The sequence below is a fragment of the Pedobacter vanadiisoli genome, from assembly GCF_042684385.1.
GTDB lineage: Bacteria > Bacteroidota > Bacteroidia > Sphingobacteriales > Sphingobacteriaceae > Pedobacter > Pedobacter vanadiisoli.
Genome location: NZ_JBHULL010000009.1, coordinates 400,497 through 424,176 on the forward strand (window position 1 = coordinate 400,497; position 23,680 = coordinate 424,176).

Consider the following 23,680-nt stretch of genomic DNA (forward strand, 5'->3'; position numbering starts at 1 on the left):
AGCTCTAAATAACAAATAGAGATTATGATTCCAGCAATTATTATTTGGGTCTGCAGGAAATACTTTGCACCAAAGCGCTACAAAAAATTCTCCTCCCAAAATCCGGTTGATCCTAAGCGTGTTGTTACCGTACTTTTTCTGGTCTGCTCATTGTCGGCAGCTTTTGCGCAGCAGAGTAAATTTAACATCAAGCGTAACGGCGAGGTGATTGGGGAGATGTATTTCCAGCAAAAGAATGAAGGAGAAAATACCTATTTAACCATAACTTCAAAAGTGCAGACCCGGTTTGTATTTAAAATCAATGTAGAAACCGAAGATCAGGCCCATTTTAAAAACGGTAAGTTATTAACTTCTAACGTAAGCCGGATTGTAAATGGTAATGCCAAAGAGGTTAAAAAAACAAACTGGGTAAATAACCTCTATCAGCTTAAAACCGGCGATAAGACCAATACACTCGATCAGCCGATCAGTTATAACATGATGCTTTTGTACAGTAAAGAGCCCGTTAATATTTCTGAAATATATTCTGATAACTTCCAATGTTTTATTCCCGTTCAAAAGAATGGTGTACATCAGTATCGCATTAAACTTCCGGATGGAAATTATAACGATTACCATTTTGAAAACGGGGTTTGTAAACTGGTCGTGGTAAATCATTCATTGTATACCATTAGGATGGAAAGGGTTTGATATGGAAGCCGTAGCAAATAAATATTTAAGGGTATTGGTAACCGGCGCTTCAGGATTTATCGGTCGGAAATTAAGCTTTGCCCTCGCAGAAATGGGTTATGACGTAATTGCGTTTTGCAGAGACATAAAACATCCGTTTTTGATCAACCATAGAAATATCCAGTTTGTAAAAGGTGATGTTTTGGATCCCATAAGTTTAGAACGTGCAATGGAAGGTTGTTACCAGGTTTACCATACTGCAGCAATGGCCAAAATGTGGTGTAAAAACGAGCAGGATTTTTATAATGTAAATGTAACCGGTACCAGGAATGTGCTTGATTGTGCGTTAAAATTAGGGATAGAAAGGGTGGTTCATACTTCAACCTGTGGCGTATGGGGTCCAACCTTAAATCTGCCGGTTTCGGAGAACGACCCGCGGGCGGTTGGTTTCCCGATCAGTTACGAACGTACGAAATACCTGGCCGAGCTGGAAGTAAAAGAATTTGTAAAAAAGGGATTGGAGGTGGTGATTGTAAATCCATCCAGGGTATATGGTGATGGGCCAATTACCGATAGCAATACCGTAAGCAAAATGGTAACAGGGTACATTAATGGAACCTGGCATTTTATTCCGGGCGACGGAAAAGCAATAGCCAATTATGCTTTTGTTGATGATGTAGTTGATGGGCATATTGCTGCCATGCAAAATGGAAGAAATGGCGAAAGGTATATTTTAGGCGGAACAGATGTTTCATTTAATGGTTTCTTCAATACTTTAAAACAGCTTACGGGTAAACAGCGGAGTTTATACAAAATCCCGGTAGGTATTATAAAAGCATATAGTTTGTTGGAGTCACTAAAGTCGAGGTTATTTAAACTTACACCATTTTTTCTGCCAGAATTTGCCGATAGATTGAAATACAATCAGCAATATTCGAGTAGCAAAGCCATCGCTGAATTAAATTACCGGATTACACCTTTTACGGTGGGTTTAGGGAAAACCATTAATCATTTTAAACCTAATTAGGTTAAGGTTATTGTCCTCGTTGCAAACGAGGACGATATAAAAAAGATATAAAATGAAACAATTAACCGTATTGATAACAGGGGCAAGTGAGGGCCTGGGGAAATCTTTGGCTATCGAATCGGCCAGGCGTGGCCTCGGATTGGTATTGGTTTCGCTGCCCAACAGCGGGTTGGAGCACTTGGCAAATTACCTCCGGGTAAATTTTAACTGCAAAGTCTTCTGCATTGAGATCGATTTAACGAAAAACAATGCCGCAACCGAAATATTCGGAAAATTAAAAGCGCATAAAATTGAGGTTGACGCGCTGATCAATAATGCAGGTTTGGGAAACTGGAGTTGGTTTGAAGATAAAAATGTAGATTTTTACCGGAAACAGATCGATCTTAACATCACCAATACCGTGCTGCTTACCCGTTTGTTTTTAAACCATATCGATAAAAACACCGCGAGTTACATTTTAAATGTGGGCAGTTTGGGTGGACATTTTATTGTACCTAAAAAACAGGTTTATGGAGCAACTAAGTCTTTTATAGGCTATTTTACCCGTTGTTTACAACTGGAGCTAAGCGGTTCTAATGTACACATCAGTTTACTTAGCCCTGGAGGAATTAACACTAAGCCCGAATTGCTCATCATGAACAGTGAACTAAAGGGTTTTGCAAAAGCCACTATTTTAGAAGCCGATTATGTAGCCAAAACAGCTATAGATGGTATGCTGAAAGGAAAAAAAGAAATTATACCTGGTTTTGCCAACCGTTTTTTGCTTGTGCTCGATAAAATTATACCAGGCTTTTTAAAAGAAATAATTATTAGGCGTAAATTGAAATCGATTTTAACAGCATAACATGAAATATTAACCACAGATAAAAAGGATACAATGGGCATCTGTGCCAAAAAAAAACGAAAACATCATATAAAGCTTGGAAAGTAACGATACCCACCTTATCGGATTAATTAAAAGCGGTAATAAACAGGCTTTTGACGAAGTGTTTTTAAAACATTTCAAAAGCCTGCATGCCTATACTTTCACCCTAATCAGGGATAAAGATGATGCGGAAGAGATTGTTCAAAATGTGTTTGTACGTATCTGGACGAAAAGAGAACAACTTAAAGAAGATGGTTTTTTAAAATCATTTCTATATCGTTCGGTACATAACGAAAGTTTAAACTACCTCAAACATCAAAAAGTGAGGTCGGATTTTAATATTCATTATACAGATGCAATGAAAAATGACACCGGAAATTTAAATGCAGAGATTATGGCAACAGAACTTGAAAAAAATATCCATTCGGCAATAAACGAACTGCCAGAGAAATGCCGGAACGTATTCCAGTTGAGCAGGTTCGACCAGATGAAATACCAGGAGATTGCTGATGCATTAAACATTTCTATCAAAACAGTTGAAAACCAGATGGGGAAAGCGTTAAAAATTTTGCGGCTTAAGGTTGTCGATTTCCTCATACTCATTTTTTTATTATTGAAGTAAGCTTATGGATAAAAACTATACAAATATTAACGATGATTTGCTGGCAAAATACCTGCTTGGAGAGGCTTCTGTGCCCGAGAGCGAGCAGGTTGAAGCCTGGGCTTCATCAAATCCGGATCACCGTAAGCAGTTGGAGGATTTCAGGAATATATTGGAGGTCAGTAAACTCCAGACTGACCATTCTATAGATGAACATGAGGCTTTGGGGCGGTTAAACATCCGTTTGCAACGCGAGAGAAAATCAATTAACTATAAATTAGTTTTACGCTGGGCAGCGGTTATCGCCATCATTTTTAGTGCAGGTTTATTTGGTTACAATAATTTAATTGCCAATAAAATCAATGTAAGCAGTAGCGGAGAAACTTTAACCCAGGTTTTGCCTGATGGTTCTACCGCTATATTGAACAAACAGTCTTCCATATCTTTTGTGGGTGGGTTCTTTAATAAAACCCGGGCAGTAAAATTAAAAGGAGAAGCATTTTTTAGAGTAAGTGCCGATAAATCGAAACCTTTTATTATCAGTATTAACGATGTTCAGGTAACTGTTGTTGGTACGGCATTTAATGTTAAAGGTGATGAAAAGGAAACTGTAGTAATTGTAGAAAGTGGTATTGTAAAGGTGAATAACCAAAAAGACAGTGTGCGTTTAACAGCGGGAGAGAAAGTAGAAGTAAGCCGGAATCAGGTGCATTTAACCAAAGGTCAAAACCAGGGAAAGTTATATAATTATTATTATACCAATGAGCTGATCTGCGAGGCAACACCACTTGCCGATCTGGTTTTGGTGCTCAACGAAAAATTTAAGAGCAATATTGTAATTGCAAATCCTGCCTTAAAGACACTCCCCATCAGTACTACTTTTAAACAGGAACCACTTAAAGAAATCCTGAATGTAATTGCCGAAACTTTTAAAATAAAGGTAGAGTATGGGCAGAATGTGATTAAACTAAGATAATACCTATGCGCGCCCTCAAAATTACTGCTATTTTCCTTGTCGTTTTCTGTTCCCTGTTAAAAGCGCAATCTACTTTATCCAGAAATATTTCCCTCAATATAGAACAGCAGAAATTAAGTACTGTTTTAGCTGTCATTGAAGAGAAAGGTGGCTTCAGGTTTTCTTATAACAGCAATATATTGCCGGTTGATAGTTTGGTAAGCATTCACGAAAATAACCTGAATATTGCCGAAGCACTGGATAAATTGCTAAGTCACCGGTTTGAATACCGTCAATCGGGTAATTTTGTCATCATCCGGTACGCTCCGCTTGAACTGGTTCTACTGATTAACGAATCGGTAGGTAATCCAGAACTTTACACCATTTCCGGACAAGTGGTAGATAAACGGACCAATAAACCGATCGAGGATGCCAGTATTTATGAAAAAAACCTGCTGGTTTCTGAAATATCAGATGGGAACGGTTACTTTTCGATGCGCTTAAAGAATATTACACAACCCATATCCTTAACTGTAAGCAAAGAGAACTATAAATCGACCATTACCCACTTTTTGGCCGAGGTAAACATCAGGCCTAAAAAAGAAAATACAGGTGAGGCTTTTATCAGCGGTAATTTAGATGATGTAGAAAAAACCTGGTTGGGAAATGCCCTGGTTACTGCGCAACAAAAAATCCAGTCGATTAATATCGGTGGTTTTATTTCTAAAGCGCCATTTCAGTTTTCCCTCCTTCCGAGATTAAATTCACACGGTTCATTAAGTGGTCAGGTGGTCAATAAATTTTCCCTTAATATAATCGGGGCTTACAGTGCAGGGGTAGACGGGGCTGAAATAGGCTTAGGTTTCAATATCGATAAAAGTGATGTGCAATATTTTCAGTTTGCCGGTGGTTTCAATATGGTGGGAGGAGATGTACGCGGAATACAGATAGGAGGCTTTTTTAATTATGATATAGGAGACGTTAGGGCAGCACAGATTGCCACAGTTTATAACCGTGTTGGTAAAAGTTTCGAAGGTTTCCAGGTTGGGGGGATTTACAATAAAGTGAACCAGGATTTCAGCGGGATGCAGGTATCGTTGGGTTTAAACGATATTGGCAGAAACGTTGACGGTTTTCAGATTGGGGCGCTAAACCTGATTTCAGACAAGCAGGAAGGTTTTCAGATTGGGCTTGGGGGTAATATCATAAAAGGGAAATCCCGGGGTGTTCAGATTGGCGGAATTGCTAATTTAAATAAGGAATCGGATGGATTAAATATAGCAGGATTCGCAAATTATACGGCAGCTACTGCAAATGGATTACAAACAGGTGCAATCAATTATGCTAAAAATTTAAAGGGTGTACAGCTAGGAATTTTTAATATTTCTGATGAAAATGATGGTTACTCGATCGGACTGATTAATATTGCTTTTAAAGGCTATCACAAATTTAGTGTTGGCACCAACGAGAGCACAAGGTATAATTTTGTCTATAAAGGAGGCAGTAAACGTTTATACAACATGCTAATGTTTGGGATGAACACAAAACCTTCAGAAAAAATGTATACCGGTGGCTTGGGTTTTGGGAAAGAGATGAGCCTCTCTAGAAAAATTTCCCTGAATCCTGAAATAAGTAGTCAGCTGGTATACCAGGGTAGCTGGGCCGTTAACCTGCTGAACAAATTTGAACTGCCACTAAACATCAGGCTAACTAAGTGGCTGGCCGTTCAGGGCGGTCCAGCGGTTAATGTATATTACACCAAGCAAAATACTAAAATTGGTGAGTTTGGTCTTTTACAGGAAAAACACCGCGATTTTACCTTTAAAGATTCGAGGTATACAGGCTGGATAGGTTGGAATGTGGGATTGGTGGTTTTATAAAAATAGCCTAACAGACCTATATGGTTTCAAAAACCTTATAGGTCTAGATTTCTAAATCTATAAACTTTTCTTTTTTATGAAATTCTACAAACTCTTCGATTCCTCCAAACCAATCGAAAACAACGTTTCGTTCAAGCTTTGAATTTTTATTAACCGAAATTATTGAGTTGTAAGAAGAATAATCCCATTCAGATGGTAATTGGCAAAAACCATGATGTACTGGGTTTTGATGGATATAATTGATTAATCTCGAAAAATAAAATTCATCCTTAATCTCCTTTCTTCGGGTAAAATCTAAAAATAAAGCTCCTCTTCTATTATATTGTTTGTTAAATGCTTTCGCATAACTATTTAAGAAATTACTGAGTTGTTGCATAATGAATTTGTGAAAATCAAATTCATCATTATCATTTTTTGCTAATATTCTGATTGCTTTTTCATCTCTTACTTGTATCAATACATGGAAATGATTTGGCATTAAACAATAACTGAATGTTTTTGCAACCGGATATATGTATTTATGATATCTACTTAAGAAAAAAATAAAATTATCATGTTTTCTAAACAGATTTTCATCTCCTACATGGTTATAAATATGATAAAAATTGTCGGGATGAAATTTGTCGAAATATTTCATGGCAATTTTTTTTATAAATATAACAATCCTATAAGGTTTTCAAAACCTTATAGGATATTAATGGTCAAACTCACCAAGATTTTTTGCCGACTCCTCATCAGAAATCACTTTTCTTACTTTCTTTTTATCCAGCCATAAAACCAGTGCTGGCAATAAAGTTAGATTGAAAATTAAGGCTACGAATAAAGTTATCGATAGCAGTAAGCCTAGTATTACGGTTCCACCGAAAGTGGAAGCGGTGAATATCCCGAAGCCAAAAAATAGAATAAGCGCAATATGTGTCATACTTACCCCGGTTTCGGTAATGGTATCTGTAATTACTTTTGGTACGCTGAAATTGGTTAAATTTAATTCCTGTTGGTAACGGGTAAGGAAATAAATGGTCTGATCGGAAGCTAAACCAAATGCAATGGTGAAAATTAAAATGGTAGAAGGTTTTAACGAAATCCCGAAATAACCCATAATTCCGGCTGTAATAATTAAAGGAACAATGTTTGGAAGCAGGGAAATAAACATAATGCCCAAACTCTTAAACTGCATTAACCTTAACAATGAGATTAGTACTATGGCAAGTGCAATACTTTCTACCAAATGCCTCAACATATAATCTGTTCCTTTCGAAAAGATAATGCTCGATCCGGTAAGCTCCACATCAAATTTTGCCGGAGGCAGGATGCTGTCGATCCGGGGTTTTAGCTCCGCCATAATTGCATCTAAACGTTTCGAACCCACATCGGCCATCTGGAAACTGATCCTTGTACTCTGATTTCCCTTGCTGATAAAGTTCGTCAACAAACTGGCATTCCCTTTTCCGCCGTTGGCGATATAAGCCAAAATAAAATTCTTTTCTAAGTTATCCGGTAAACGGAAAAAAGTCGAATCGTTATTGTAAAATGCCTGTGTAGCATATTTTAAGCCCATATTCACCGAAATAGAACGCGAAAACTCGGGGTAAGCCGAAATCATTTTTTCCAATTTTTCCATTCTTTTCAGATTGGTTAAATTGAAAACCCCGTTCTTTTTCTTGGTATCAACGCTTACCTCTAAAGGTAAAATGCCCTCGAAATTTTTCTCAAAGAATTTAAGATCGGTTAAAATTTCAGAATTTTTCGGAAGATCATCAACCACATATCCGTTAACGTTGATTTTCATTACCCCGATGAAAGCAATAATTGATATAATGATCGTTCCGATATAAATCAGCCCGCTTTTATGCTGTACAAGTGTATCGGTTTTAACCAATAATTTATGCAGTAAACCTTCGTCAATGTGGGTTTGCGGTTTCAGTTTTGGTGTAGGCAGGTAGCTGAAAATAATCGGTATCAAACATAAACACATTAACCAGGTCACCATTACGTTGATAGAAGCTACACTGCCAAATTGCATTAAGAGTTCGCTTCCGGTAAAATAGAGAACACCAAAACCAATGGCTGCGGTTACGTTTGCAATCAATGTGGTAATGGCTATCCGTTCAATTGTAATGCTTAATGCTTTTTGCTTGTCGCCATGTTTCCGCAGTTCATTCTGGTATTTGTTAAGCAATAAAATACTGTTCGGGATACCGATAATGACAATCAGTGGTGGGATCAATCCTGTTAAAATGGTCAGTTCGAAACCGAACAATACCAAAGTGCCTATGCTCCAGATTACGCCCATTACGACCACCAGGATAGGGAAGAAAACAGCGTAAAATTTCTTAAAGAAAAACAATAAGATCAAAGCCGAAACCAAAATCGATAAGCCTAAAAACAGCACAAACTCGTTGCTTACCAGTTTGCTAACCGCAGTGCGGATATAAGGCAGGCCCGAAATATGTACCTTTATTTTAGTCGATGCCTGGAAAGCTTTTGCCTTAGCTTCTATTTCTTTTAAAATCGGATTACGTTCGGCAGTATTTAAGATTTTAGTATCGAAAGTGATGGCCATTAAAGTGGCATTCTGGCGGTTGTACACCAACCCTTCAAAAAATGGATTGCCATAAATAATATTCCTGATCGAATCCATGCCGGCATCGGTTTTAACCAGGCCACCGGGAATCGGTTTTAAAATAAATTTTTGGTTCACGGTATCTTTTTCCAGTTGAAAAATCCGTCCCGAAGATAAAACCTGTTTTATTCCCTTTAATTTTTGGATTTCGTTTGAAAGCTGAACCCATTGGTTGTAAACCTCTTTTTTAAAAATATCCGGCGATTGTATACCCACCACCATTACGCTTCCATCTTCGCCGAAAGTTTTTTTAAAAGCATTGTATTTTACAAATGCGCTATCGGTAACGGGTAGGATTTTGCTCCCCGTGTAGGAGAGTTTTACATTTTTGGCCTGGTAAGCCATGAAAATAGTCCCTAAAACAAAAAATACGATGATTGCGATACGGTTCTGAAGAATAAATCTCGATAGCTTAACCCACATGTGCAGCTTTTTTAATGATAATATTAACGGCAAAACTAATCTTATTTGTAAAATGCTATTACTTTTTGCGCAATTAAATTTGCACAAATAACATACTTTTGAAAAAATTGTTTTAGGGGCATGTTGCATAAAGTTAGGGGCATTGTTTTAAAGACCACCGATTACAGCGAAAGCAGCGTAGTGGTGCAGGTACTTACCGATAAATTCGGCATGCAATCTTACCTTATTAATGGGGTTAAGAAGCCCAGGGCCAAGATTAAGATGAGCATGCTGCAATCGCTGCATTTGTTGGATATGGTGGTTTATCATAAGACCAATACCAATATCCAACGGATATCTGAAGTACGGCAGACACCTGTTTTTAAAAGTATCCCTTACGATATGATTAAAACCAGTATCGTTATTTTTTTAAATGAGGTACTGTATAAAAGTATCAGGCAACAATCGGCGGATGAGGGTTTGTTCGATTACATTTTTAATTCGATAGCCTGGTTTGATGAGGTAGAGGAGGTTAGTCCTAATTTTCACCTGTCCTTCTTATTAAAGCTGACACGTTTTTTGGGTTTTTCGCCCAACGGAAAAAGAAGGGACGACCAGATTTACTTCGATCTGCAGGAAGGAGAATTTACTTCGCGGTTACCGATTCATTCCCACTACCTTCAAATAGATGATGCAATAGGTTTTATTTCATTGTTTAATTCACCGCTCGATAAAATTTCTGAAATAAGGTTGAGTAATACCCAGCGGCGGTTTTTATTAGATAAGATATTGGTTTTCTACACCTTACATACAGCCTCATTTGGGGTAGTGCAATCACATAAAATCCTCGAAACTTTATTAAGTTGAAAAAAAAGAAAAAAAGATTTGCAGAACAGTTTTATAGCGCTATATTTGCATTCCCAAACGGAGAGTGGGGCATTAAATTGACAAAATAACAAAAGGGAAATTAGCTCAGCTGGTTCAGAGCACCTCGTTTACACCGAGGGGGTCGGGGGTTCGAACCCCTCATTTCCCACCAAGCCTTTCAGGATACTGGAAGGCTTTTTTATCAAACATTGACATACACCTTAATGGGAAATTAGCTCAGCTGGTTCAGAGCACCTCGTTTACACCGAGGGGGTCGGGGGTTCGAACCCCTCATTTCCCACTAAAGCCTTTCAGGATACTGGAAGGCTTTTTTTTATAATTAGATTTTAGGTTTTTTAGCGCATCCCGCGATTTTAATCCGGATGACTGTCTTAATTTGATCATCAGGATAAAATCTCTTTAGCTCCAACCGGAGCATTTATTTGGCTTATTCTTATATTTATTTATATGTTTTATGCTTATATTTTATATTCAGCAGTTCGAAATAAATATTATGTTGGATCGACAAGTAATCTCCAGAATAGGTTAAAAAAACATAATACAAATCACTCAGGCTTTACCGGTCATACCGGAGACTGGCGTATCGTTTGGAGTGAAGTTTTTGAAACAAGAACTTAGGCAATCCTAAAAGAGAAAGAGATTAAAAACTGGAAGAGCAGGCTGATGATTGAAAAATTAATTGCAAAATACATTAACATAATTTAGCTCAGCTGGTTCAGAGCACCTCGTTTATACTGGGAGGGGGCGTCCCGATTTGAATATCGGGATCATTTCCCACCAAAGCCTTTCAGGATACTGGAAGGCTTTTTTATGCTGTCATACTGAACGCAGTGAAGAATCTTTCACAAATAGTACGTTTATTAAGATTGCCTAGATGTATTAAAAGATCCTTCGCTGTGCTCAGGATGACAACAATGGGTAGAGGTACCTATTTAGGCTCCCATAACTCAATTTTATTGCCTTCAGCATCCATAATATGGACAAATTTTCCAAAATCATAAGTGGCCACTTCATCGAGTATGGTTACTCCGTTTTCTTTAAGTTTCTCCAATAGTGCTTCAAGGTTTTGAACACGGTAATTGATCATGAATTCCTTTTTTGAAGGTGAAAAATATTCGTCGCCTTTTTTAAAGGGGCTCCACTGCAATGTTTCAACTTCGTCAGGATTGTTAATATTCCGGGAATCAAAACTCACTGATCCCCATGCATTAACTTCTACCCCTAAGTTTTTCGCATACCAGTCTTTTGTTTCTTTTGGGTTGTCTGAAAAAAAGAAAATGCCACCTATGCCCGTTACCTTTGGCGCGTTATCTGCACCTGGAGTTAAGTTTTTTGAATCTTCCATATTGTTATTGGTTTATAATTTTTTTTCGTCAATTTCTTTCTAACCCTAAGATAGTAGAAAATCAATTTTATTATTACCTTATTCAATTATATATCCGAAATTGCCTCAAGAAAAACGGTAGCAAATGCTCGGTAAAATAATCAGGTTTATATTTTTTGGGAACTACTTTGTAGGGATTTTGGCAGTAGCGCTTACCCTCGAAGCTACGCTGCAATTAAGGCTGCCTTTTAACTCCCTCAATTATTACCTGCTCTTGTTTTTGGCACCCACCATTTATTATACCTACGCTTATAATAAAGTTTCTACGGCACCATCCGCCACTAATCCCCGCAATCAGTGGTATTTCAAGCACAAGAAATTTATCAATTGGAGCCAGGCCGTACTCTTTGTCATTTGCATGCTGTTGGCCATTAATCTGCTTTACCAAAACTTTAAGTATATTCTGGCACTTCCACTTAGTTATTGGCTTGCAATTGTAGTTATCATTATGGCAGGAGGTTTATACTATGGCTTGTTGCCTAAATCTTTCCTTAAATTCAACCTTCGCAATACCGGTTGGTTAAAGGCTTTTGTTATCGGTTTTGTTTGGGCATGTTGTGCCAACGTGCTGCCATTGATAATGCTTAAAATCGAAACAGGAGTGGGCTACCATGATTCCGTACTGTGGACCTGGTTGTTTATTAAAAACTGGATGTTCTGCACTGTAAATGCAATCATTTTCGATATTAAAGATTACCCAACAGATGCCAATAGGCACCTGCGCACTTTTGTAGTGCGTTATGGTTTGAGGAGAACGATTTTTAATATTTTGATTCCGCTCTTAATTATTGGTTTAATCTCTTTAGGCATATTTGCCAGTTACAAGGGCTTCAGGATACCACAGGTTCTATGCAATGTGCTGCCGTTTATATTAACCATTTATGTGGCTTATTCCATGCACAAGAGAAAAAATATCCTTTATTACCTGATGGTTATTGATGGATTGATTTTGTTTAAGGCAATATGTGGGATAATAGGAATGCAGTTTGTTCATTAATCAAAAAGATTAAAGCAGAAAGACCAAAGCGCATTTACATTCAAGAAATTATCTTGATACTTGATCCTCAATACTTGATACTTAATGCCTGATTCTGATACCTGATACTGAATACTATGAACAACAACTACGATAAAATAGCCGCTTATTACGATACCTTAAGCCGTTTGGTGTTTTTTAAATCGCAGGTTAATGCACAGGTCAATCAACTTCAGTATCTTCCAAAAGATGGCTCAGTTTTAATTGTTGGTGGCGGAACAGGATGGATTTTGGAAGAAATTGCCAAAGTACATCCGGGTGGTTTAAAGATTGTTTACGTAGAAATATCGGGTAAAATGATGGCGCTTTCTCAAAAACGGAACTATAAAAATAACGTTGTTACATTTGTGAATATTGGTATTGAAGATTTTAAAACCGATGTGTCGTTTGATGTGATTTTAACACCGTTTCTTTTCGATAATTTTGCTGAGCAGCGGGCTGCAAAAGTATTTGAACTCTTAAATACATACCTGAAAAATAATGGCCTGTGGTTTTTAGTCGATTTTTCGCTCCAAAACAACAATGGAAACTGGTGGAAATTGTTTCTGCTCAGATCTATGTACGGCTTTTTTAAATTGCTCAGAATTGTAGAAGCCAATCAGCTGATCGATATGAACCCTTACTTTTTGAATGCACATTATCAGATTTTAGAGTTGCGTTTTTATTACCGTGACTTTATAAAAGCAGTCATTTTTAAAAAAATAAAATGACATTGATTTAATGCATCTATGTTGCATTTATAATTTGATTTCAGATCTTTGCTCCAAAAGATAAGGATATGGATTTTGATGTAATTATAATCGGAGGCAGCTATGCTGGTTTATCTGCTGCATTAACCCTGGGCCGTTCAACCCGGTATGTTTTGATAATCGATGCTGGCAAACCGTGTAACAGGCAGACTCCGCATTCACATAATTTTTTAACGCATGATGGCGATCGGCCGGCTGATATTGCTAAAGCTGCAAAGGCAGAGGTACTTAAATATCCAACAGTCAGCTTTTTAGAAGGGAAAGCCATTTCTGCCAAACAGATAGGTATTGGCTTTACCATTGGGTTAGAAGATGGAGGAAGTTTTACCGCCCGGAAAATCTTACTGGCCACTGGTTTAAAAGATACGCTGCCCAACATTAAAGGATTGGCAGCATGCTGGGCCATTTCTGCCATACACTGCCCTTATTGCCATGGTTATGAAGTGAAAAATGAAAAAATAGCTTTATTAATGAAGGGCGACCATGCCTTCGAGATGGCTAAAAATCTTCACCTTTGGAATAAAGATTTAACCATTTTAACCAATGGAAAATCGGGATTTACTGCCGGGCAAACCGAAAAACTGAAATCTAAATCGATTAGCATTTTAGAAGAGGAAGTTGTTGAACTGGAACATCAAAATGGCCAGCTCCAGCATATTGTTTTTAAAAATGGCGGGAAGAAAGCTTTTAAAGCAATTTATATTAAACCCGAAATAAAACAGCACGTAAACTTTAACGAGCAGCTTGGATTTGAATTGACAGACCTGAAAACGATTAAGGTAAATGAGCAGCAGCAAACTACTGCAAGTGGCGTTTATGCTGCAGGAGATTGTACAACCTTGTTTAGATCGTTACCTATCGTTACAGCCGCTGGAAACATGGCTGCAGTGATGATTAATAAGGAACTGATTTCTGAAGATTTTTGATGCATCATCAGAAATTAAAATAAGATGGCACCAATAATAGTAAGAATAAACATTGCTGCCATTACAATTCTATCAGCAATGATCCATTGATCTCTTGTAAGTGGTACTAAAACTTTTTTTACAGTTTCAGCTTTATGCCTTGAAAGCTTGAAAACTGACGGGTCTAATTTAATAATCATGGGATTATGTTTAATGTGGTCAATCTTTTTAAGGCAAATCCCAAGCCAAAAAATTAGAAAAATGTTAAATTGTGGATAACTAATATTTTTTTCTTAATTAATTGATATTTATACGGTTGTAAATACAGTACATCATTAAAAAAGGCAATCAGGTTGTATGGAATATCCAACAGCCCGATTGCCCAATGTGTATAGCAATGTTTTATTATAGATGACCGTTTTGTTCTTCTTTTGTATTTAATTTGCTGTTTTTCTTGCCATACCAGAAGTAAATAGCTAAGCCAATAATTAACCACACCGCTAGTCTAATCCAGGTTTCCCAAGGCAAAAATACCATCATGGCGATGCAGGTTAAAATGCCCAAAATAGGGATTAAAGGTACCAGAGGGACCTTAAACGGACGTTTCGCTTCAGGATTTGTTTTTCTTAAGATCAGGATGCCCGCACAAACCATTAAGAAGGCCAGCAAAGTACCAATGCTGGTCATTTCGCCAACAACATTCATGGGAACAAATGCTGCAAAAAGACCAATAAACAAACAAAGAATAATGTTTGATTTATATGGTGTTTTAAATTTTTTATGCACATCAGAGAACATTTTTGGTAATAATCCGTCCTTACTGATGGAATAGAACATCCGCGATTGCGCCATTAAATCGATTAAAATTACTGAAGTATAGCCGATCAGAATGGCCAGAATAATGGCTTGACTTAGCCAGGCATAAGGCGTTTTTTCGATGGCAATGGCTACAGGCGCACCGCTATTGGCAAATTCTTTATAGTTGGCCAGGCCCGTCATTACATGGCCAAACAATCCAAACAGAACCGTACAAACCACCAGCGAACCAATAATACCGATTGGTAAATCGCGTGCCGGATTTTTGGTTTCCTGTGCAGAAGCAGCCACGGCATCGAAGCCTATAAATACAAAAAATACCAGCCCTGCGCCGCGTAATATACCACTCCAGCCAAACTGGCCAAACGTTCCTGTGTTTTCAGGGATATAAGGATGATAATTCGCCGGATCGATATACTGCCAGCCTAAAGCAATAAAAACCAAAACTACACCCACTTTAAGAAATACAATAATTCCATTTACAATGGCTGAGCCTTTTGTACCGCGTATAAGTATGGCTGTCATCAATACCACAACCAGTGCTGCTGGGATATTAATAATGCCATTAACGGTGGTACCATTAGCCAGTTTAGCGGTTTCAAAAGGGGATAAGGTTAACTGCGGAGGAAGATAAATGTGTAAGCTGGCCAGAAATTTGGTTAAATACTGCGACCAGCTAATGGCCACTGTTGCACAACCTACGGAGTATTCCAATACCAGGTCCCAACCGATGATCCAGGCAAAAAGCTCACCCATGGTAGCATAAGAATAAGTGTATGCACTGCCTGCAACCGGGATCATTGAAGCGAATTCTGCATAACAAAGTGCCGCAAAACCGCAGCCTAAAGCTGCAATTACAAACGATAGGGTTACAGCGGGGCCCGAATAATTGGCCGCTGCCAAACCTGTAATTGAAAATAAACCTGCGCCCAGTGTGAGGCCGATACCAATTAAAATCAGGTTTATGGGGCCTAAGGTTCTTTTAAGCGTACCTTCGCCGCTTTCGCTTGCTTCAGCAACAATGCTGGCAATAGATTTCTTCATGAATATAAGTTAAGACGCTACAAAAATATTAAAATATATTAAATCTATAGTATTTATATATTAATTCCTCTAAGCCCAAACATACTTATGTACTGCCTAACTTTAGAGGTCACAAACAATTTTTTGAAAACGTAACTGCTGCTTTTCATAGGTACTGTAGTCCCACCATCGCTTGTAGTCCTCTCCCGATGAAAAATCGGGATGTGGGCTACCTGCTCTGTCGGGTTTATTTACAAAGGACTGTTCTGGCATTATCCCCAAACCGTAAATAGGAATGCCAACCTTTTACACCTTAAACCTGATAGAACCAAATAGCTCCCGATTTTATCGAATATTTTATATTTAAAGTGTATCCAAATCGGGACTATAGGTGATAGCAGGACTGTGGAAACCTAAGCATTACAGGACTTTGCTTTACTAAAAAAAGCTATAATACTTAATTTTTATCCACTTAAACCTTAAACATAAAATTTTTATTAAAAAATTAATTAACTGATAATGAGTTGTTTGTGTGTTTTATTTGATTTATTTTAGTACTATGTATTGCATGGTAGTTTATAAAACATATATCTTTGTATTATGATAGCAGAAAATACGCAAACACAAATGCGGAAGGGGATTCTGGAATACTGTGTTTTATCAATCATCTCGAGGGGCGAAATCTATGCCTCTGATATCATTGCCGAATTAAGGTCGGCAAAACTGTTGGTGGTTGAGGGCACATTATATCCATTATTAACCAGGCTTAAAAACAATGGTTTGTTAAGCTACAACTGGGTAGAATCTACCTCAGGCCCTCCCCGTAAATATTATACCTTAACCGAAGATGGTCGGGGCATTTTATCACAATTAGATCAAACCTGGCAGGAACTGGCCTATGCAGTAGGAGTTTCGCAACAAGGAGCCAATTCATAATCATTAGTAACAAAGAAATGGAAAAGACCATCATCATAAATATAGGGAACACGATTATTCACATAGAAGAAAGTGCCTACGAACTCTTAAAGGTGTACCTGAACGAGGTAAAACACTATTTTGCCAATCATGCCGACGATCTTGAAATTGTAACGGATATTGAGAACCGGATTGCAGAACTGCTGACCGAGCAGCTGGAAGAGCAGAAAAAACAGGTTGTAGATTCGGCCAATGTAAATTCGGTAATTGCACAGATGGGCCGGGTGCAGGATTTTGACACGGCTGAAGAAAGTGAAGAAGAACCTGTAAGCAGCAATACTTATCAGTACCAGTATGCGGAGAAAAAACTGTACCGAGATATGGACGATCGTGTGGTAGCAGGTGTTTGTTCTGGTATTGCACATTTTGTAAATGCTGATCCTAAGTGGATCAGGCTGGCCACATTGCTGATCAGTTTTGCCGGTGGATTTGGCTTATTGGTGTACGCCATACTTTGGATCATCATGCCGAAAGCAAAATCGAGGGTAGAAAAAATGGAAATGAAAGGCGAACCTGCCAATCTTCAGGGTTTCCAAAAGAACCTGGATGAAGAGCTGCAAGCCGTTAAAGAGCGTTTGGGCGAAGTAAACAAACATGCACGACCGATATTTGCCCGCCTGGGGATTTTTATCGGCGAATTTTTCGAATGGATAGGTCGCTTTATATCGGGTACAGGAAAGGTAATTTTTAAAGTAATAGCTGGTATTATCGTTGTATTTGGTGTGCTTTTTTTACTGGCGCTAATTACAGGTACAGCCATATTTCAGGGCTTTTGGGATGCAAGTGTTTACGAATATTTCCCGTTCTCCATTGTTAATGAAAGCAACAGGGGCATCATTTTGTTTGGTGCATTTATTGTATGTTTTGTGCCGGTTTTGGCTTTGGTGTTATTCTCGATCAGGATTGCCTTTAACAAACAAACCACTAATAAAACACTTTCTTTCGCCCTGTTGATCATTTGGTTGGTAGGTGTGGCCGTAACAGGCTACCAGGTTGCAAAGATTTTATCAGAATTTAAGCAACACGCAGAGTTAACCCAAACAACCGACCTGAAAACTTACCCGGTTTATACCATCAGTATTGATAAAAGTAAATATTTCAGTAAAGAGGATAGTATTGCTTACCACATTGATGCGAACAACCGCCACCAGATTGTGGTTGATGATTTTGAAGACGGACCATTTGTTTCGCCTAACCGTATCCGTATTGATATTAACAAAAGCGAAACGGGTATTACCCGCTTAACACAGAAATATGAATCGCAGGGCAAAACCTTTCAAAGTGCCTTGCAAAATGCCCAGAACATTAGCTACAATTATGTAATGAAAGATTCTGAGCTGGTTTTAAGTCCGAGGTTTCAATTGAGAAAGGGAGCTATTTGGAGAAACCAGGAAGTAAGGTTAAACCTTGAAATTCCGGTGGGCACCAAATTAATTTTAAAGCAGGATACTTATCGTTACGTTAATAATTATTGGACCTGGGGATGTAACGATAGCGAAAATGACCATAACGATTCCAGTATATGGATTATGACGGATGATGGTTTGAAGTGCGTTGCCAAATTAAAGGAGGAGGCTCTAAAAAAACAAAAGCTAAAGGGAGAACTGTTCGACCTGGAATTATTGCAAAAGAATAAATCTACTGATACAGTTTATCAGGATTCTGTATCAAACAGGATTAAAGAAGTTAAAGAAGAGCTGGGTATTGCGCCTGAAAACTAGTCCTGTTACTTAAAATATTCATCATTCTGGGCGAAGCGCAATGCGGGCGGGATGACGATGATACTTAAAAGATAACCATGAAAACATTATTTACCCTAATTGCATGCTTTATCGCATGTGGGACTTCTTTTGCTCAAAAATTAAATAAAATTACCGGAAAAGTTGTGGATGAAAAAAATGTTCCGGTATCATTTGCCATTGTCAGGGCTTTAAATTATCCGGATACAAGCCTTGCTAAAAGTGTATCGACCAATATAGACGGTGAGTTTAGTATAGACCAGTTAAAAAGTGGCGATTATATACTTTCGGTTTCCATAGTGGGCTTTAAAAGCAAAAAGACAGTGCATTTTCCACTAAGCGGAGATTTAAATATGCCTGCCATCAGCATCGAAAGTTTAACCAGGCAACTAAAAGAAGTGAGTGTACAGGGGCGAAAACCTTATGTTGAACACCAGATTGATAAAACGGTGCTGAACGTAGAAAACAGCATTGTTTCATCGGGTAGTACTGTCCTCGAAATTTTGGAAAAAGCACCAGGTGTGCAGATCGACAGGCAAAACGAACAGATTTTATTGAACAATAAATCAGGAGTGATGGTGATGATTGACGGAAAAAACAACTTTTTGTCAGCATCTGACTTAACTGTTTATTTAAATAGTTTAAACAGCAGCCAAATTGCAAGCATTGAAATTATTACCAATCCATCAGCCAAATATGATGCCGCGGGTAACTCAGGTATTATCAACATTAAACTGAAAAAGAATAAGGCATTTGGTACAAACGGAAACATTTCTTCAACCTATCGCAATGCCATAAGGGCTAATCTGCCAACCAATGTTTATGGATCGGAGCTTAACTTCAATTTAAATCACAGGGTAGAAAAGTGGAATTTTTATACCAATGCAAATGCATCAAAAAATAATAATTTCTCCAATTTATTTTTAGACCGGTCTACCAATTCAAACGGTTTGCAGAGCTTATTTAATCAAAACTTTCAAAAAATTTATACCGGATCGCGCCTGGCTGCAAAACTGGGTGCAGATTATTTTGTGAGTGATAAAACTACCATCGGGGTGATGTTGGATGGTAGTACAAGTACGCGTAAACTGGATAATTTTTCTCAGACATTTATAAACGAAGCTAAAGCTGGTACAGTAAATAAAAATTCTTTAATCCAATATTCTGATGCCAATACGCCAAACAAAAATTATAGCCTAAATTTTAATCTCAAGCACGATTTTAAAAAGGAAGGTGCAAGCCTGAATTTTGATGCAGATTACTCTGGTTTTGATTATTCGGGACTGGAAAATTTTAAAGCCAATTTTTATGACGAGAAAGGCGCTCTTTATAATAATACGGTGATTAGGAACAATAGTAAAATAGCGATTGATATTTATGCAGCAAAAACTGATTTTACCTGGCCAATATCAAAAACTACAAAGATTGAAACAGGTCTGAAAAGCACTTATGTTAAAACCAATAACGATTTTCTTTCATCAGCCCTGATCAACAATGAGTGGCAGAATATAGTAGGACAAAGCAATAACTTTATTTATAAAGAAAATGTAAATGCAGCTTATGCAAATTTATCTAAAGATTGGGGCAAGTGGCAGCTTCAGGCAGGTTTGCGGGCTGAGTATACACAATCTACCGGAACATCGGTAACCAATAATACCGAGACAAAGCAGCATTATTTATCGTTGTTTCCAACTGTTTTTGTTAGTCAGAAAATTTCAGAGAGCAGTAATATACGTTATTCGTACGGCAGGAGGATAGACCGGCCAAATTACCAGCAACTTAATCCTTTTAATTTTTATATGGATCCTTATACCATTGCACAAGGAAATCCTTATTTAAAGCCTCAGTTTACGAATAATTTCGAAGTGAGTTATAATTATAAAAGTGGATTATCATTTTCGCTGGGTTATTCAAAAACAAAAGACCTCATTTTGGACAGTAAAACCGCACAAAACGATAGCACCAGGATTGTTACGGTTGGACAGGGCAATATAGGCAGCGGGCAATATTATACTGCAGGCTTATATTTTCCGCTTACCATCGCCAAATGGTGGAGCCTGCAAAACAATTTTAATCTTTTTTATAATAAATTTAAAGACGATAACCTGGAAGGAGCCCCTTTTACATTGAGTAAAGTAATGTACAACTTTAACATTAACAGTTCTATAACCTTACCAGATAACTGGACTTTTGAAACCAATTTCTGGCTAAATTCGCCACGTGTGCGTGGTATAGAACGGACTACAATTTACCAAAAGGCCTTAAATATGGGTGTACAAAAAAGTTTCTTAAACAAAGCTTTAAGACTCAGATTAAATGTTGATGATATCTTCCAAAGCAATTATTGGAAAGGAACGCTCGATTATCAGAATGTGAATTTAAGGGTGCAGAATAATTATATTAGCAGAAGGGCTTCATTCAGCATCAATTATAACTTTGGAAACCAAAATTTAAAATCGAACCAAAACCGTAAAACAGCGGCTGATGATAGTAAAAACAGGGCAGGAGGCTAGGGTAGTTTGCAGTCTTTAGTCTGTAGTCGGAAAGCCAGAGGACTGAAAGTTGGGAGCTTGGAGCTGGGAGTTTTGAGACAATTAAGAGATTAAAACAATTAATCCAATGAACTAACGACTAATGACTAATGAACCAATTGACAAATTTAAACAATTAACCAGTTAACCCATAATGATGAAAAATATCTTTTACAGTATTGCAATTTTAGTTGCCACGTTAAGTTTTGGATGCCATAGCAGCGGTGGTTATTTATCCATCAGTACACAGGATACGAATAGCTCATTTAAATTTGAAGCGAATTATGCAGATGGTAAAACTGCTAAGCTGGAGAAATACCTGGATAGTGCATTGAACAACGAACTGCCACTGGATCAGCATATTGATCTGTTTGTAAACTTAAACGGCAGCGATAAATTTAACCTGAAAGCCAAAAAGGGCTGGCTTGAAATCAGCTTCGATAAAAGGAATAGTTCTTTGGCAGGCTATATGAAAGTGAAAAAACTTACTGAAGGCATTAAAAAGAAGTTAATGGAGTAGCGCATTTAACCGCAAAGGACGCAAAGCTGTATGGTCTTCAACTACGCTACCATTGACAGTTCCTATAGAAGAATCGTCCTTTCGACTGTAGCGTGCCGATTTTTCATCGGTAGCGAAATGGAGAAATCTATAGTGACAGATTTAGCTTCGCTGAGCAATCGTGGTTCTCGACTGCGTTGCACTCCGCTCGAAATGACGACTCGTGAGAGGGCTGTCAGTCATATTGATTTTTATGCAATAAATTATCCCTCAGACAGCCGATTTATAAAGAAAAATCTGCCAATAGCTGTGTAATCAGCGGGTAATCAATATTGTCATTCTGAACGTAGTGAAGAATCTTTACTTAACCTAACGTTTGGCGGATTAGTTTTGGCTGATTAAAAAACGCCCATATTTCCTGTATCGACATTTTTATTTATTACTCTTAACGTTTAACATCGGCTGGGGCATTTGTGGTCGAATCGGCTGTAGAATCTGTATGTGTACTGTCAACCATTTTACTGGTATCGGTATATTTATGCATGGTATCGGCATTCTTCTGATCGGCTTTTTTACCCGTACATGCTGATAGCGTTAAACCTAATGTGGCAGCTAAGATGATTACGTTCGTTTTCATATCAAATGTTATTGGTGTACTTATATAATCCTTTTAAAACGTAATTGTTTTGTTAATAGTTAATTAGTTGGGAGTCTGGTGTCGGAAAGGCTAAGTTTTATTTTTTTTAACCACAAAGGTAAAGGAACACAAAGAAGGCGAGGAGTACCAGCTGGAATATTTAAATTAGCCTCAAAAGATACGTCATTGCGAACTGAAGCATGGGAAGGAGTGGTGGCGTGAAGCAATCCATCAGGTTATATTTCTTACAAAGCTTTAATGGTAAAACAATTTACCATCTCCCTTAAACAAAATCAACCGGAAATCTTGATTGTTCCCGGTTGAGTAAGTGATTTCTAACCTTTAGGCTCCGAAATATGAGCATTATAGGATATGGGCAAATTAATCTTTCACTAACCTTACTGCTGCGCCTGTGGTTTTACTATAATCGGTTACACGTGGTTCGCTGTATTTGTTAAAGTCAAGGTAATAGGCAAAGCTATCGCCGCTTGATTTGGTCGTGCTCGACCACCAGTAGCTTAACCATATCCCGTACTTGAACGATTGACCGCCGCCATATTCGTCGCCACCTGCACTGCCATTGGTCAATAAATTAAGACCCGATGAGTTATCGCCATTGCCATGTGCAAATTTGTACGAATCTTTTATGTCCCAACCGGTAGTTCCACGCATTTTTTTACCGGCTACCTTTTCCCCACCTAAAGCCGAAATAAGCGTTAAAAATTCACTGCTGCTGGGCACATGCCAGCCTGCAGGGGCTAAGCCACGGCGATCGGTAACCGCATAAAAGTTATAAAGCTTTCCGTATTTCTTTTCATTACTGCTATCGAAATTAAGGTAACAATAAGCCGGAATCTTTTCCCTGCTCACCTTTTCCCATTCTTTTTGGTTGGCTGCATAATAGATCTGTTCGCCGTTTCTATAGGTGCTCACGTTTAAATTGGTACTTGTCCACACCTGGTTACCAATTTTTACCGGACCTGTAATTTCCGGTGAGGCGTTGTATATTTCGTTTAACTGTGCCGCCTGGGCTGAATTGCAGCTCCAAACAAAGTTAGTGGGCTGTATACCACCACTTCTTTTTACACATTCTTTAATGGCAATGGCATCTGCCGCCTCTTTGGTTTTAGCGATGCCCCAGCCGAATGCTGTACCGACATTGCCATCAATGGTGCGATAGGCCGCACAACCTGTACCCGAATAAGTAAGCACAATGCTGCAGGCACCACCACGCTTGGTACATTCGTCGATAGCTCTTTTTTCGGCTTCCGGCCGGTTTGGCTGATCGAACGAAAAGCCGTAATAAAAACCATTCGACCGGTCAATCGCTAAAGCTCCATATTTAGTTTTAACAGGAGCAACTGCTTTGGCTGCCGGTTTCTTTACCTGCGCCATCACAGCAGATGCCGTTGCCAATAGCACTGGTGCCATTAGTAGGAATTTGTTTATTTTCATACCCTTAATTGTTTGTTTATT

The 23,680-nt window shown here is 38.2% G+C and carries 22 protein-coding genes and 2 tRNA genes; 17 read left to right on the plus strand and 7 right to left on the minus strand.

The window, feature by feature from the left end; translation table 11 throughout:
- Positions 1–24: 24 nt before the first annotated feature.
- The 6 genes from ACFSR6_RS12840 to ACFSR6_RS12865 all read left to right on the plus strand — a co-directional run bounded on the left by ACFSR6_RS12840 (position 25) and on the right by ACFSR6_RS12865 (position 5,997).
- A complete protein-coding gene (locus ACFSR6_RS12840) occupies positions 25–690 on the plus strand; it encodes a DUF6134 family protein (RefSeq protein ID WP_379079520.1) in 666 nt (221 codons plus the stop codon).
- A gap of 1 nt (position 691) precedes the next feature.
- Entirely contained in the window at positions 692–1,696 is a 1,005-nt protein-coding gene (locus ACFSR6_RS12845; RefSeq protein ID WP_379079522.1) for an NAD-dependent epimerase/dehydratase family protein, read from the plus strand.
- 52 nt (positions 1,697–1,748) lie between these two features.
- Positions 1,749–2,540, plus strand: coding sequence for an SDR family NAD(P)-dependent oxidoreductase (locus ACFSR6_RS12850; RefSeq protein WP_379079524.1), 792 nt, complete (start codon positions 1,749–1,751; stop codon positions 2,538–2,540).
- Between the two features lie 76 nt (positions 2,541–2,616).
- Positions 2,617–3,183, plus strand: a complete 567-nt coding sequence (locus ACFSR6_RS12855; RefSeq protein WP_379079526.1) for an RNA polymerase sigma-70 factor — start codon at positions 2,617–2,619, stop codon at positions 3,181–3,183.
- Between the two features lie 4 nt (positions 3,184–3,187).
- A complete protein-coding gene (locus ACFSR6_RS12860) occupies positions 3,188–4,138 on the plus strand; it encodes a FecR domain-containing protein (protein WP_379079528.1) in 951 nt (316 codons plus the stop codon).
- A gap of 5 nt (positions 4,139–4,143) precedes the next feature.
- Positions 4,144–5,997 carry an STN and carboxypeptidase regulatory-like domain-containing protein gene (locus tag ACFSR6_RS12865; protein ID WP_379079530.1) on the plus strand — a complete coding sequence of 618 codons (1,854 nt, stop codon included), beginning with the start codon at positions 4,144–4,146 and terminating at the stop codon, positions 5,995–5,997.
- Between the two features lie 43 nt (positions 5,998–6,040).
- Here the strand turns inward: ACFSR6_RS12865 and ACFSR6_RS12870 are convergent, their stop codons facing one another.
- Both ACFSR6_RS12870 and ACFSR6_RS12875 read right to left on the minus strand, forming a co-directional pair.
- Entirely contained in the window at positions 6,041–6,634 is a 594-nt protein-coding gene (locus ACFSR6_RS12870; RefSeq protein ID WP_379079532.1) for a transposase, read from the minus strand.
- 57 nt (positions 6,635–6,691) lie between these two features.
- Positions 6,692–9,043 carry an efflux RND transporter permease subunit gene (locus ACFSR6_RS12875; protein ID WP_379079534.1) on the minus strand — a complete coding sequence of 784 codons (2,352 nt, stop codon included), beginning with the start codon at positions 9,041–9,043 and terminating at the stop codon, positions 6,692–6,694.
- A gap of 120 nt (positions 9,044–9,163) precedes the next feature.
- Here ACFSR6_RS12875 and recO point away from each other — a divergent pair, with 120 nt between their 5' ends.
- The 4 genes from recO to ACFSR6_RS12895 all read left to right on the plus strand — a co-directional run bounded on the left by recO (position 9,164) and on the right by ACFSR6_RS12895 (position 10,528).
- Positions 9,164–9,889, plus strand: a complete 726-nt coding sequence (recO, locus tag ACFSR6_RS12880; protein WP_379079536.1) for a DNA repair protein RecO — start codon at positions 9,164–9,166, stop codon at positions 9,887–9,889.
- A gap of 94 nt (positions 9,890–9,983) precedes the next feature.
- A tRNA-Val gene (locus ACFSR6_RS12885) sits at positions 9,984–10,061 on the plus strand.
- Between the two features lie 54 nt (positions 10,062–10,115).
- Positions 10,116–10,190: transfer RNA gene (locus ACFSR6_RS12890), tRNA-Val, on the plus strand.
- Positions 10,191–10,357: 167 nt separating this feature from the next.
- On the plus strand, positions 10,358–10,528 hold the full coding sequence (locus ACFSR6_RS12895) for a GIY-YIG nuclease family protein (RefSeq protein ID WP_379079538.1): 171 nt from the start codon (positions 10,358–10,360) through the stop codon (positions 10,526–10,528).
- 310 nt (positions 10,529–10,838) lie between these two features.
- Here the strand turns inward: ACFSR6_RS12895 and ACFSR6_RS12900 are convergent, their stop codons facing one another.
- The gene (locus ACFSR6_RS12900) at positions 10,839–11,255 is read right to left on the minus strand and encodes a VOC family protein (protein WP_379079540.1); all 417 of its coding nucleotides are present in this window, start codon (positions 11,253–11,255) and stop codon (positions 10,839–10,841) included.
- A gap of 124 nt (positions 11,256–11,379) precedes the next feature.
- Here ACFSR6_RS12900 and ACFSR6_RS12905 point away from each other — a divergent pair, with 124 nt between their 5' ends.
- The 3 genes from ACFSR6_RS12905 to ACFSR6_RS12915 all read left to right on the plus strand — a co-directional run bounded on the left by ACFSR6_RS12905 (position 11,380) and on the right by ACFSR6_RS12915 (position 14,005).
- Positions 11,380–12,291, plus strand: a complete 912-nt coding sequence (locus tag ACFSR6_RS12905; RefSeq protein WP_379079542.1) for a UbiA prenyltransferase family protein — start codon at positions 11,380–11,382, stop codon at positions 12,289–12,291.
- A 116-nt stretch (positions 12,292–12,407) separates the two neighbouring features.
- Positions 12,408–13,040 (plus strand): class I SAM-dependent methyltransferase, encoded by a 633-nt coding sequence (locus tag ACFSR6_RS12910; protein WP_379079544.1) that lies wholly within the window; start codon positions 12,408–12,410, stop codon positions 13,038–13,040.
- Between the two features lie 68 nt (positions 13,041–13,108).
- Positions 13,109–14,005 (plus strand): NAD(P)/FAD-dependent oxidoreductase, encoded by an 897-nt coding sequence (locus ACFSR6_RS12915; protein ID WP_379079546.1) that lies wholly within the window; start codon positions 13,109–13,111, stop codon positions 14,003–14,005.
- Between the two features lie 14 nt (positions 14,006–14,019).
- Here ACFSR6_RS12915 and ACFSR6_RS12920 read toward each other — a convergent pair whose 3' ends face one another.
- Positions 14,020–14,184 (minus strand): hypothetical protein, encoded by a 165-nt coding sequence (locus tag ACFSR6_RS12920; RefSeq protein ID WP_379079548.1) that lies wholly within the window; start codon positions 14,182–14,184, stop codon positions 14,020–14,022.
- Between the two features lie 205 nt (positions 14,185–14,389).
- Entirely contained in the window at positions 14,390–15,844 is a 1,455-nt protein-coding gene (locus ACFSR6_RS12925) for an amino acid permease (protein ID WP_379079550.1), read from the minus strand.
- A gap of 579 nt (positions 15,845–16,423) precedes the next feature.
- Between ACFSR6_RS12925 and ACFSR6_RS12930 the strand changes: the two genes are divergently transcribed.
- The 4 genes from ACFSR6_RS12930 (at position 16,424) to ACFSR6_RS12955 (ending at position 21,588) form a co-directional block, all read left to right on the plus strand.
- On the plus strand, positions 16,424–16,759 hold the full coding sequence (locus ACFSR6_RS12930) for a PadR family transcriptional regulator (protein WP_379079552.1): 336 nt from the start codon (positions 16,424–16,426) through the stop codon (positions 16,757–16,759).
- A gap of 17 nt (positions 16,760–16,776) precedes the next feature.
- Positions 16,777–18,519, plus strand: coding sequence for a PspC domain-containing protein (locus ACFSR6_RS12945; protein WP_456238601.1), 1,743 nt, complete (start codon positions 16,777–16,779; stop codon positions 18,517–18,519).
- Between the two features lie 77 nt (positions 18,520–18,596).
- The gene (locus ACFSR6_RS12950; RefSeq protein ID WP_379079554.1) at positions 18,597–21,050 is read left to right on the plus strand and encodes a TonB-dependent receptor domain-containing protein; all 2,454 of its coding nucleotides are present in this window, start codon (positions 18,597–18,599) and stop codon (positions 21,048–21,050) included.
- Between the two features lie 172 nt (positions 21,051–21,222).
- A complete protein-coding gene (locus tag ACFSR6_RS12955) occupies positions 21,223–21,588 on the plus strand; it encodes a hypothetical protein (protein WP_379079556.1) in 366 nt (121 codons plus the stop codon).
- Between the two features lie 424 nt (positions 21,589–22,012).
- Here ACFSR6_RS12955 and ACFSR6_RS12960 read toward each other — a convergent pair whose 3' ends face one another.
- Together ACFSR6_RS12960 and ACFSR6_RS12965 are read right to left on the minus strand one after the other, a co-directional pair.
- Positions 22,013–22,204, minus strand: a complete 192-nt coding sequence (locus tag ACFSR6_RS12960; protein ID WP_379079558.1) for a hypothetical protein — start codon at positions 22,202–22,204, stop codon at positions 22,013–22,015.
- Between the two features lie 381 nt (positions 22,205–22,585).
- The gene (locus ACFSR6_RS12965; protein WP_379079560.1) at positions 22,586–23,659 is read right to left on the minus strand and encodes an FISUMP domain-containing protein; all 1,074 of its coding nucleotides are present in this window, start codon (positions 23,657–23,659) and stop codon (positions 22,586–22,588) included.
- Positions 23,660–23,680: the final 21 nt, after the last annotated feature.

Bases quoted from the DNA above. Each gene is read 5' to 3' on its own strand.
- ACFSR6_RS12840 (WP_379079520.1), top strand. From the start codon at position 25: ATGATTCCAGCAATTATTATTTGGGTCTGCAGGAAATACTTTGCACCA.
- ACFSR6_RS12845 (WP_379079522.1), top strand. From the start codon at position 692: ATGGAAGCCGTAGCAAATAAATATTTAAGGGTATTGGTAACCGGCGCT.
- ACFSR6_RS12850 (WP_379079524.1), top strand. From the start codon at position 1,749: ATGAAACAATTAACCGTATTGATAACAGGGGCAAGTGAGGGCCTGGGG.
- ACFSR6_RS12860 (WP_379079528.1), top strand. From the start codon at position 3,188: ATGGATAAAAACTATACAAATATTAACGATGATTTGCTGGCAAAATAC.
- ACFSR6_RS12865 (WP_379079530.1), top strand. From the start codon at position 4,144: ATGCGCGCCCTCAAAATTACTGCTATTTTCCTTGTCGTTTTCTGTTCC.
- ACFSR6_RS12870 (WP_379079532.1), bottom strand. From the start codon at position 6,634: ATGAAATATTTCGACAAATTTCATCCCGACAATTTTTATCATATTTAT.
- ACFSR6_RS12875 (WP_379079534.1), bottom strand. From the start codon at position 9,043: ATGTGGGTTAAGCTATCGAGATTTATTCTTCAGAACCGTATCGCAATC.
- recO (WP_379079536.1), top strand. From the start codon at position 9,164: ATGTTGCATAAAGTTAGGGGCATTGTTTTAAAGACCACCGATTACAGC.
- ACFSR6_RS12895 (WP_379079538.1), top strand. From the start codon at position 10,358: ATGTTTTATGCTTATATTTTATATTCAGCAGTTCGAAATAAATATTAT.
- ACFSR6_RS12900 (WP_379079540.1), bottom strand. From the start codon at position 11,255: ATGGAAGATTCAAAAAACTTAACTCCAGGTGCAGATAACGCGCCAAAG.
- ACFSR6_RS12905 (WP_379079542.1), top strand. From the start codon at position 11,380: ATGCTCGGTAAAATAATCAGGTTTATATTTTTTGGGAACTACTTTGTA.
- ACFSR6_RS12910 (WP_379079544.1), top strand. From the start codon at position 12,408: ATGAACAACAACTACGATAAAATAGCCGCTTATTACGATACCTTAAGC.
- ACFSR6_RS12915 (WP_379079546.1), top strand. From the start codon at position 13,109: ATGGATTTTGATGTAATTATAATCGGAGGCAGCTATGCTGGTTTATCT.
- ACFSR6_RS12920 (WP_379079548.1), bottom strand. From the start codon at position 14,184: ATGATTATTAAATTAGACCCGTCAGTTTTCAAGCTTTCAAGGCATAAA.
- ACFSR6_RS12925 (WP_379079550.1), bottom strand. From the start codon at position 15,844: ATGAAGAAATCTATTGCCAGCATTGTTGCTGAAGCAAGCGAAAGCGGC.
- ACFSR6_RS12930 (WP_379079552.1), top strand. From the start codon at position 16,424: ATGATAGCAGAAAATACGCAAACACAAATGCGGAAGGGGATTCTGGAA.
- ACFSR6_RS12945 (WP_456238601.1), top strand. From the start codon at position 16,777: ATGGAAAAGACCATCATCATAAATATAGGGAACACGATTATTCACATA.
- ACFSR6_RS12950 (WP_379079554.1), top strand. From the start codon at position 18,597: ATGAAAACATTATTTACCCTAATTGCATGCTTTATCGCATGTGGGACT.
- ACFSR6_RS12955 (WP_379079556.1), top strand. From the start codon at position 21,223: ATGATGAAAAATATCTTTTACAGTATTGCAATTTTAGTTGCCACGTTA.
- ACFSR6_RS12960 (WP_379079558.1), bottom strand. From the start codon at position 22,204: ATGAAAACGAACGTAATCATCTTAGCTGCCACATTAGGTTTAACGCTA.
- ACFSR6_RS12965 (WP_379079560.1), bottom strand. From the start codon at position 23,659: ATGAAAATAAACAAATTCCTACTAATGGCACCAGTGCTATTGGCAACG.